Below are 10,469 nucleotides of genomic sequence, written 5' to 3'. Positions count from 1 at the left end.
ACAGGATCTTTTCGAATTCTGGAAAGCGCGCGAGTAATTCTTTACGATCTTTGAACTGGTACTCTGTTTGAGCTTTTTTGGCATCCTCTTCGATTACCTGAAAGCCAGATTCAGAGTAGCTGAGTGTTAATGAAATATTATTGAGAGAAAATTCACCAGGATTAAAAATAAATCCGAGAACGGTACCAACAATCAAAGCAATTAGAATTTGGTAATGCAGTGGAAGATTCTTCATGAAACACCAACTTCCTGATTCTCTTTTGATGAACGATCAACAGGGTATCTACAATCTCTCATTCTGGAAAATCACTCAATATAAACTTTGGATGAGTAAGTTCTAGCTGCGGGCACTCTCACATTGAAAGGGAAGCCAGGCACCATTTTCGTGACTGCTGGCAACAGATTGCTGGATAAAAAACATCCCTTCCACGCCATCATACACATTTGGATAAATGGTATTTTTTGGTTCAATTGGCTGACCCGTAATGCGGTTAATCATGGCATCGAAGGCAGAGCGATAGATATTTGCAAAAGCCTCAAAGAACGCTTCTGGATGACCGGAGGGTAAACGACAGGCGGCTGCACCGGATTCATTCATATATGGCGCATTCGGATCGCGTGTATAAACGGAATGCGGTTGACCATTGCGTCGAATCACCATCTGATTTGGCTCTTCCTGGCGCCATGCCAGCGCCCCTTTTGTTCCGTCAATCTCAATGAATAAATCATTTTCGCGACCGTGTGATATTTGACTGGCTGTCACAGTTCCCATAGCGCCATTTTGAAACCGAATGACAGCGTGACCGTAATCATCCAGTTTTCGTCCCGGTGCAAAAATCTTCAAATTACACGAGATTTCTTCAGGAAGTAGCCCAGTCATATAACGTCCCAGGTTGTAAGCATGTGTGGCAATATCGCCAAACGCACCAGCCGCTCCGGATTTTGACGGATCGGTCCGCCAGGCAGCCTGTTTCTGATCTTCCTCTTCCAGACGCGAACGTAACCAACCTTGAATATAATTCGAACGCACCGCTTGAATCTCACCAAAGTCACCGTTCAGAATCATTTCCCGTGCCATCCGCACGAGAGGATAACCGGTGTAGTTATGACTGACGGCAAACACCACACCCGATTTCTCAACCAGGCTTTGCAATTCTTCCGCCTGCCCCAAATCAAATGTCATTGGCTTATCACAAACGACATTAAACCCGGCCTCGACTGCCGTCTTCGCAATCGAAAAATGCGTAAAATTCGGTGTTGCTATGCTGATAAAATCAACTCGCTCATCTTCAGGCAGACCGGATTCCTTTTCGACCAGTTCTTCAATGGAACCGTAGGCACGCTCCGGCTTGATATCATAAGCGGGTGCCGATGCCTTCGCTCTTTCTGGATTTGATGAAAGAGCACCAGCCACCAGTTCTGCACGATTATCCAGACAGGCGGCAATGGAATGAACACGTCCGATAAACGAGCCTTGACCACCCCCTACAAGTGCCATTCGCAATTTACGATTGAGTTGACCGTTCATTGTTTCCATTGTTGAACTCCTTCCTCTTTGTAATTCATTCTATACCCATACCATCAGACGAGTTAGTGTTGAGCAGCAAGATGTTGTATTTGACCGGCCCTCCGGACAGTCACTTACAAGTCAGCATACTTTTGGATCATCGGAATTACAACCAATGTGAATTACAGAGCATAATCTCGCAATAAACATCCCATTTTCTCAAACAGAATTTGCCATTTTTTTTCCTTTTTAATCAACTCTGGCAGCGAACAAAGTTCTTGGATACAATACAGTAGCAGGTCTGAGTCCAGACCAGTTCGAATGCTTCAAGCCTTCGAAATGTTACTTCAAATTCTGTTTCTAACTGTAGTCTGTGTGCAAACACACGCTCTACATACTTACAATGAACATGGGGAGGCATTTGTGGTGAAAAAACAAAATGGCGAACGCCGATTCCTTTGGCTAGCCGTCGGCGTCATCTGCGGAATGTGTTTATCCTATTTCTGGCCACATGAGCCCGCACTGGCGGTCGCTACAGACAGAGATACGGACCGCTTCGCAATTTCAACGGTCCCTACCAAAGCGGGCAATGCCGAAGCAGTCTTTGTACTCGACTTCTTAACAGGTCGACTACAGGGGGCAGTATTGAATTCACGATCAGGAAAATTCACACAGGCCTACTTCCGAAATCTGGCTGCAGACTTTGGTGTTGATCCAACGGCAAAACCACATTACGTGATCGTTCCTGGTACCGTTGATTTACCGGCACAAGGGCGTGTCCAATTTGCAAATGGCGGCCTTTATGTCGCCGAGATGTCTTCTGGTATTGTTGCCTGTTATGGTTTTTCATTCCTCTTTAACAATGCTGCTACGCCACCTCAACAATTAATTCCGATCGACAGATTCCAATTTCGGGTGGCTCAATAAACGAGATCAGCCCAGTAACCCCGGTCAGAGTTTACTGCATGAAATGAAAACTAACGGGAGTCAGCTTATGACTCCCGTTTTTTTGATGCTGTTTAAATAAAAAGAGAGTGGACTATTCACGCTCACAAATCAGAGCGCGGGCTTTTCCCTCTAAGCGGGCAATGATCAACACGCCCGCTGCTTCACCTTTCAGTGACAACTTGCGGCGCAGACCTTCAATCGAAACAGGTATTCGCCGACATTTAATTTCCAGTTGACCAAATGACGCAGTCCGAAAATATTTCCGGATCTCCCGCTCATTGTTTGGCAACTCTGCCAGAATTTTGAAGCGTCTGAAAAAAGCGGAATCTACCGGACTCGTTGAGGTCAAATATTCTTCTTCAGAATCGAGACGGCTCAGCGAATACTGACTCGCAGCCACATCCAGTAATCCGGAACGGACAACTGAAGGATCGGGATCGTAAATATAAGAACCCGGAGGAGTAATGTTCACAAAGGCATCCAGTGGATGGCCGGCAATACTGTTGACCTCACCCGTTTTCGAAATGGCAGTCGCCCGAAATTCCTGTTCCCCGGCCAGATCACCAAACCAGATCGTGGCTTCTTTGCATTCACCGTTCAAGCTGATCAGTTCCGTCTCGGTTTCGGGAAACTTTCCCGCAAAATTACTGGCGGGACTGAGTTTGATCGCCCCGCCCTGAAACTGGGGGATCAATTTGAGTAGAGTCTCCAGCCCCGGAAGATAATCTTCAATCCGAATGACCTTGCCACCCGAACCGGGACGCCGATCCGGATCAATGTGCAATCTCCCTTGTCGATCCTGAAATTCCTCAAGAGGAGAATTGATCAAACTCACCATTTCCGAAACACCATAAACTTCGCTGTTCCAGACCGCAAACTGACACAGGATAGGATCCAGATCAACGCCGATGACGCAAGCCTCTTTTGCTAACGCAACCAGATCCCCCCCCATACCACAACAAAAGTCGTAAACCGTACCGGAAAACCGTGCTGACTTATGTCGCGAGACCAGCTCCGGAGTCGACTGCTCCAGGCTTTTCCGATCAAACCACATCTGATCCGCTTGAGAAAATTTTGCCCGCCCGCGTGTTCGCAATTCGGATAAGGTCAACGCCGCACGCACCAGGTCCTGCGAATAGTTTTTTCTTAATTGATTCTGCAGTTGGAATTCAGATCCCGAATGCTGCTGAATGATAGCAAAGATTTCATCAGTGCGGTGCAGTTGACGAAAGCAATCAAGCTCGGATGATGACTCGCTGGACATGGAATTGGTTAACGACTTTCTGTCGCTTCTTTAGGTTGATTCAACTGAATGATCGCTTGCGAAAGCCTGATAGAAATCTCACCGAGCCGCTTCTTATTCAAATCGAATTCCACAAAACTGATAGTATCATCCACCACAGCCAGACCAATGGAATTGGGTACGCCCTCAATGAGTTGCTTCACCGCAAGTGTATACACTCCCAACTGAAATTCATACTCTTCAATCAGTTGTTCTTCGGTCATTTGCGCAACGCGCGACCCGGTTTTATAGTCAAGCAGAACCCAGCGGCCATCGTCCGCCTGAAATAGCATATCGATCGTCCCGGCAATGGTGAGGGGAGCGATCAATTCCAGATTTTCATGAGCTCCCCGTTGTGATTCATCAGGCCAGCGCAAGAGAAAATCGAGTTCCCGATAGCAGGCGTGCGCCGATCGGAGTGTCTGACAAAGTTCAGAATCATACCAGGTAGATATTTTTTGCATGATCAAAGGCCGTAGTTTTTTCTGAATCTGTTCTGGCTGGTCGAATAATGCGGACTCTAAAATCTGTGCAGCCTTCTCAGGATGCTCTGGCTCCAGACGCTCAAGAACAGCATGTATCAAAATACCCAATAGAGTAGCTTCAACGGAGGTAAGCGAATTTCCAGCGGACACATCCCTGCGCCAACCCGTACGATTGTGTTGCAACTCGGCGTCAATCACTTCCAGTTGAGAAACACTAACATGACTTCGTGCACCCTGTTGCGGCAGAATTTGTCCGTATCGTATGGGAACCGCTGTCGGCGTGCCCTGTTCCAAAGCTTGAACATACTGACTCGGCTTTAGCTCAGTTTGTTTTTTCGCCGCTTTGAAGGAAGACGTCGGCTTGTGATGATGTACATGAATCTGGGGAATTTGATCGGCGGGAATCGCACCGAGAGAAATTCTACCCAGATAGGGATCAACCGCGGGAGATCCGGTACTCAAATCAAAATGTCGGCCCAGCAGTTTCATCCAGGGTGACTGAATTTTACGGCTATAAGGTAAACCTGAAGAAAGAATCAAATAATCGGCAGCACGTGTGACAGCCACGTATAATAGACGAATGGTTTCATCTTCCTCGGCCCTTTGTTCCAGAGTCCGCTGCATTTTGAATGCGTAATTTTCCGGTGCTTTTCCCTGCACCTGAGGTAATGAAACTAAGGCACCCCATTCCGAATGTAAGACAGGATCCCTTGAAGCTCCCGGTGACTTACGGTCCAGATCGGCGACAATCACAATCGGAAACTCAAGCCCCTTGGACTGATGAATCGTCATCAGACGAATCACATCACTGGTTTCTGGCAGTGTCGCAGCCAGTTCTTCTTTACTTTCTTCCAGGATGGAATCTCGGATCCGCTGCACAAAATCTTTCAGAGTAAATAAGCCCGATGATTCAAAATTACGCGCCAGCTCAAGCAATTTTTGTAAATTGGCAATTTTTCGATCACCGAGAAACTCATTCAACAAAGCCGCATCATAGCCTGTTCTTTCTAATGCCAAATTTAACAATTCAACCAGCGATAACCTGTCTTTTTTCGAACGTAACTCTGTCAGCACGCTCTGCGCATATTGCACCTGACGTTTCTGCTGAGGTACTAATGCTTCGGGAGGGGCATTCAGCATCGCTGCAGTAAGTGTCTCTGAATGACGGACCATCGAAAACAGCGTGTCATCCGAAAGACTAAAATAGGGCGAACGTAACACGCCAAGCAGACTCAGTTCATCATCAGGATTATCCAGGTACTGACAAAGATTGCTCAGATCATTAATTTCCTGTTGCGCATAAAAGGCACGTCCACCAACCAGATAATAATCCAGGTCCCATTTCTGTAATGCTTTTTCATACAGGCTTACGTTCGACAAAGCGCGGAACAGAATGCAGATATCTCCCGGCTCAACTCGCTTTAATTCCCGTACGCCAGTCTCCGTATTTTTGGCCCATATCCGTGGTGTTTCATCATCTAGTAATTGCCGAATTCGGGCAGCAATCCACTCTGCTTCCGTCTCACGCACCGCATCCGCCCCTTTGATCTCCGGATCATCAGGCGATGCAAACAAAAATTCAATCGCAGGGGTGGGAGAATGCTGTTCTACATCGAAAGGCACCAATGATTCGTAATAATGTTCCATCGCGGAGGAAAACAGACAATTCGTAAAATTCAGAATCGCCGGCTGGCTCCGAAAATTGGTACTTAAGGGTAATCGACCCGCTTCCGGTATTTCCTGACGAAGTTGATGAAACACTTCCGGGTCTGCCCGACGAAAGCGATAGATTGACTGCTTGGCATCGCCCACCAGAAATAACTTACCCGTCAATAATTCTTTGCCACACAGAGATCGCACGATCTCACTCTGAACAGGATCGGTATCCTGAAATTCATCCACCATCAAAAACTGAATCCCGGCGGCTGCCCGCTGTCGGGCCGATGGATCACGACGAAACAAATCGCGAGTCTGCAACAGCAGATCATCAAAGTCCAGCAATCCTTTTTCTGCTTTACTCTGCTGGTAACGTTTTGCAACGAATTCGGTCACTCTTAAAACAACCAGACTATATTCGGCTGCTGATAAAAAATTGGCATATTCCGGCGAAAGATCTTCAAACAATGGCTTCAACGATTCGCGCAATTTCTTAAATCCGTTTTTGATCTGTTCATAAACATCGACATCGTCCCAGTCTTTTTTGGTCCCCGCACCCTGCACTCTTGCATGGCTGATCAGGGTTTCCAGTAACTCACCGCGATTCCGCTCTGCACCACCGATCAATTCAGGAAGCCGCGCCGAGAGCACTTGAAAATGTTCTTGCATTTTGACGTTCTTCGGTGATTGCTCATTCATCAGTTTTATCAAAAACTGTGTGCTGTCTGAATGAGCGATTTCTGCCAGCTGTGAAGGAATGAAGGTCTGCTCCCAATACTCACGATATCGGGCCGCCATTGTTTCAACTGTCATGTCATTGAAATGGTCGAATTCAATCCGAAACTGCTGTGGAACCAGATTGATAATTAACTCGTATGTTTTTTCCAGTCCGTACCGATAAACCATCTGCAGACCATCGGCGTGTTCCCGTTTCAAAAGTTCGTGAATCGCCTCACGCACTACTTTTCGCAAAAACGTATCACTGGTCCCCTGATCTAATAATCCAAAATGAGGATCCAGTCTGGCGCTGACAGCATGACTCCGCAGAATTGATGTGCAAAATGAATGAATGGTGCTGATCCGTGCAGAATCCAGACCACGCATGACTGACTGCCAGTGTCCGACTTCTTCCGTGGGACAGTTTTTCAACTCTGCCAGACAGGTTTCGCGAATCCGATCCCGCATTTCACGGGCTGCCCGATCGGTAAATGTGATCGCCACGATATGACTCAGTCGATCCGGCGGCGTTCCCGGCTCAATCAGTTTCAAAAAACGTTGAGTCAAGACAAATGTTTTTCCACAACCGGCACCAGCAGACAGCGCAGTTGACACTTCTCGCTGATTGATGGCAGCGGCCTGCTGATCAGTATAGGTTGTCTTGGTCGACATAATTGAACGTTACTTTATCAAGTAGATTCTTCAGAAGTTTTCTGCACTGTTGGTGAATACTGCAGTAAGTCAACATGCTTACTCAGTGATTCTCGATAGCTTTCCACTTCAGCAAAGCGACAAATTGATTGAAGGGACGAATCGAGATGGGCAACATCTTTGTCGACTTGCACTGGATAGAATCCATCACGAATCATTTCCGCCAAATGAGGCACCAACCCATCCAGTGTCGTTTCCAGTAATTCCAGATCTTCGCCCGAAAGTGGGTCCTGCATTTTATTGCGGGACCTTAATGGCGTGACAAAACCAGCTTCCTGAACTTTCCAGTATCCCAGGTGAAATGGTTCCGCGTCAGCATCAACCATTTCCAGCCTTTTTGCTGCCATTAAATACAAGGCCAGTTGAATTTTCTTCCCCGAACGCATTTCGCCTGCGGAAGGTAGCGACCGCCCGGTTTTATAATCGATGATGTTGAAATATTTCTGACCGTTCATACTACCCAGGTCGATACGATCTATCTGACCTCGCACGCGCGTCTCACGCGATCCGGTACCCAATGTAAGATGACGGTAATGTGCTTGCGAAAAGTCTGGTTCTGATGGAACTCTGCCAAAGGGCACCTCTCTTCCGACGATCGACGGTGGCTGATCCCAAAGTTCTTCAAACAGTTTACCATACGATTCTGATTGTTCTGCGAAGAGTGTCCCCCAGTCTTCTAGAATCTGTTTCTCAATCGTCTGCAATACCTGTTGCAGTTTCGTCTCGCCAAATCCATCAGAAACGTTCTGGTTCAGCAGTTCCAGGAACATCGCTTCAATTTGATCCGCTTCGTAAAATTGCGCGTGCCCTCCCTGTTCGATTAAGAGTTCATATAATTTCGTCAAAATGCTATGAACATGGATTCCCCGTTGTAGATAATTTGTACGCAGTTCCGGCGGTTCGGGCACTTCAATTCCCAGAACACTCTGTGTAAAAAACTGATAAGGACAGGATAAATACAATTCCAGTTGTGTCGTGCTAAATTCGTATTCACGCGGAAATCGTTCACGAATCGCCTGTCGGTTTTGAGCTGTTACTAGAACTCCTTCGTACTCAGTAAATCCTTCGCGTTCAAAACGAGAGACCGCCATTTCCGCAGCCGCCAGAATATTCAATGCAGGCTCTCTGAGTACAGGTGTATTTAACAGATTGAGAAACTGTCCCGGTTGATTTTGCTTCAACTGATCTGTCGCCAGCACGCGCAAATCACGATTTGACAAAGTCTGTTCTTCACGCGGTAAAGGATTTAACTCCCCCACATGTTGAACCGAAAGAGCCGTTGGTTCGAACAGATCGATTAACGCAGTCAGATAAGGGCTGGCAAACAGAGGCTGGCCCGTTGAACTGATCCCCGGATAACTCAAAATCAGCTGATGTGAAAACCGAGTCATTACTTCATAAAACAATAACATCTCTTCCTGCTGCTGATTGGCATGTAATTTGAGCGAAAGACCGTTCTGATTCAATTCCCCTCGCTCTTTCTCGGAGTATAAACAGTCTTCGCGATGGCTCCGGGGAAAACTCGACTCGCTTAAACCGCCGATCAGTAAATAAGGAAGACTCAAGTTTCTCAGTTGTGATGCATCCAGAACGCGGACTCGTCCCGTTTCCTCCGGCTGAAGAGACAAAGTTTGCTGCTCAAGAAGATCCAGCAATAAACTCCGAAACGCGACTAAATCCATCGGTGTTGCTGCGCGCTGATGAAACTGTTCAATCTGATCGACCTGAGCGACAGCATGAAACAGCAGTTGCTGAAAACGATCCCACACAAACTGCTCGCGTTGTGAAAGAAGATCATATTCTGTATCTGCTTTCTTCCAAACATGGTGCAAACCAAAATCATGCGCCAGCGAAATCAAAATTTCGATCCAGACTCCAAATAACTCCTTCCCTCTCAGCCGCAGTGTAGCATCAGACAACCGTTTTGCCAGTTGATATGCCGCTTCTGTTTGCTGCCGATCTGTTTCCCACTTCTTTTGATCCGGATATTTAATGTTGAGTTCGATTGCTTTCTGGCTGGCGCGTTCCAGGGCATTCAGAATATCCGTTTTTCCCGAATCGATTTTTAATTGACGTAAGACACGTGATAGACTGCGTACCGCTTCCCCTGTCTGATATTCCGGCCAGTCCGGAGAAAAATAATTCGAATCAAGAATCGACACCATACTGTCAAATGACCAGTTTTCGATTTCGATCTGCAGAAAAGAAAAGAGGGCTCGTACGACGGGAAATTGTGAAAACTCCTGCTCGACACCCAGGAAGAAAGGAATTCCGGCCGCCGTAAATGTTTCGTTAATAAGATCGCCATATTCCCGCGTCGAACGAAAAGCAACTGTAATCTCTGCTGGCAAGACGCCTTTCAGTAACAGTTTTTTCACTTCTGCCGCAATCACTTCCAGTTCGTTCCTCTGTCCTGCAACCGCCAGAACTTTAATCTGCTCGGCAGAACCCAACGGCTTGATCTCGCGCGGATTATCAAACAAAGCCTGACTGATCTGCCCGCGTGAAGACAACGCATCACTCTGTTGAAACTGAACCGATTGAATTGTTCCGGGCAATCGAGATTCGAGGATTTGTTTTGCCACGATCGATTTGGCAAACAAGTCATTCCGCTTTAACTTATTTTCCAGTGGAAGAGAAATCTGAAGTTTATCGGTCCGACGAGCGAGCAGTTCCAGTATCTCGTATTGCGTATGAGTAAAGTCAGCAAATCCATCCAATACAATCAGATCAAATCGACCGAAGGGCCCCCACATTCCATCCTGCAGCGCGGTGCGCGCAGACCAGAAACGACCTTCAGAATCGTAGCGTCGCATTTCATGTAAAGCAGTCTGATAACGCTCATAAATCAACAACAGTTCCCGGTCCTTCGGATGCGAATTGACATTGAGATGATCACAGGCCTTTGAAAAATGGTCCGGCCAGATTTCTTCACGTTTCAATTCTGCGATAAAGTTGGAAACCAAATCCAGAAATCCCGACGTTTCCGCAATGGAAGCGAAGTACTGAATTTGTTGCGTCGCAATCAAATCATCAACTATACTCCGCAGGAGATAGCGTTTGGATATCTCCGGCAAGGTCTGAATGGGTTCATCCAGCGAGTTTAAAATTGCCTCGGCAAAAGCTTCAAAAGTATAAATATTGGGGGCAAAACAAACTGGCA

6 protein-coding genes are annotated in these 10,469 nt (G+C 46.9%); 1 reads left to right on the top strand and 5 read right to left on the bottom strand.

Annotated elements, in window-relative coordinates; translation table 11 throughout:
• Positions 1-235, bottom strand: a 235-nt coding sequence (locus tag Q0668_RS20845) for a hypothetical protein (protein WP_298868165.1), incomplete at its 3' end; no start/stop codon positions are given.
• A 102-nt stretch (positions 236-337) separates the two neighbouring features.
• A complete protein-coding gene (locus Q0668_RS20840; protein WP_298868163.1) occupies positions 338-1,537 on the bottom strand; it encodes a Gfo/Idh/MocA family oxidoreductase in 1,200 nt (399 codons plus the stop codon).
• Positions 1,538-1,933: 396 nt separating this feature from the next.
• Here Q0668_RS20840 and Q0668_RS20835 point away from each other — a divergent pair, with 396 nt between their 5' ends.
• Complete coding sequence (locus tag Q0668_RS20835) at positions 1,934-2,434, top strand: hypothetical protein (protein ID WP_298868162.1); 501 nt, start codon at positions 1,934-1,936, stop codon at positions 2,432-2,434.
• Between the two features lie 112 nt (positions 2,435-2,546).
• Here Q0668_RS20835 and Q0668_RS20830 read toward each other — a convergent pair whose 3' ends face one another.
• The 3 genes from Q0668_RS20830 to Q0668_RS20820 form a co-directional block, all read right to left on the bottom strand.
• Positions 2,547-3,719 (bottom strand): class I SAM-dependent methyltransferase, encoded by a 1,173-nt coding sequence (locus Q0668_RS20830; RefSeq protein ID WP_298868160.1) that lies wholly within the window; start codon positions 3,717-3,719, stop codon positions 2,547-2,549.
• 8 nt (positions 3,720-3,727) lie between these two features.
• Positions 3,728-7,267, bottom strand: coding sequence for an exodeoxyribonuclease V subunit beta (locus tag Q0668_RS20825; RefSeq protein WP_298868158.1), 3,540 nt, complete (start codon positions 7,265-7,267; stop codon positions 3,728-3,730).
• Between the two features lie 17 nt (positions 7,268-7,284).
• The coding region (locus tag Q0668_RS20820; protein WP_298868156.1) for a PD-(D/E)XK nuclease family protein at positions 7,285-10,469 on the bottom strand (3,185 nt) is incomplete at its 5' end.

Origin of the sequence: uncultured Gimesia sp. (assembly GCF_937910335.1) — a bacterium.
Classification (GTDB): domain Bacteria; phylum Planctomycetota; class Planctomycetia; order Planctomycetales; family Planctomycetaceae; genus Gimesia.
The sequence above is the reverse complement of the archived record's forward strand: the minus strand, read 5'-3'. Positions and strand labels throughout refer to the sequence as shown.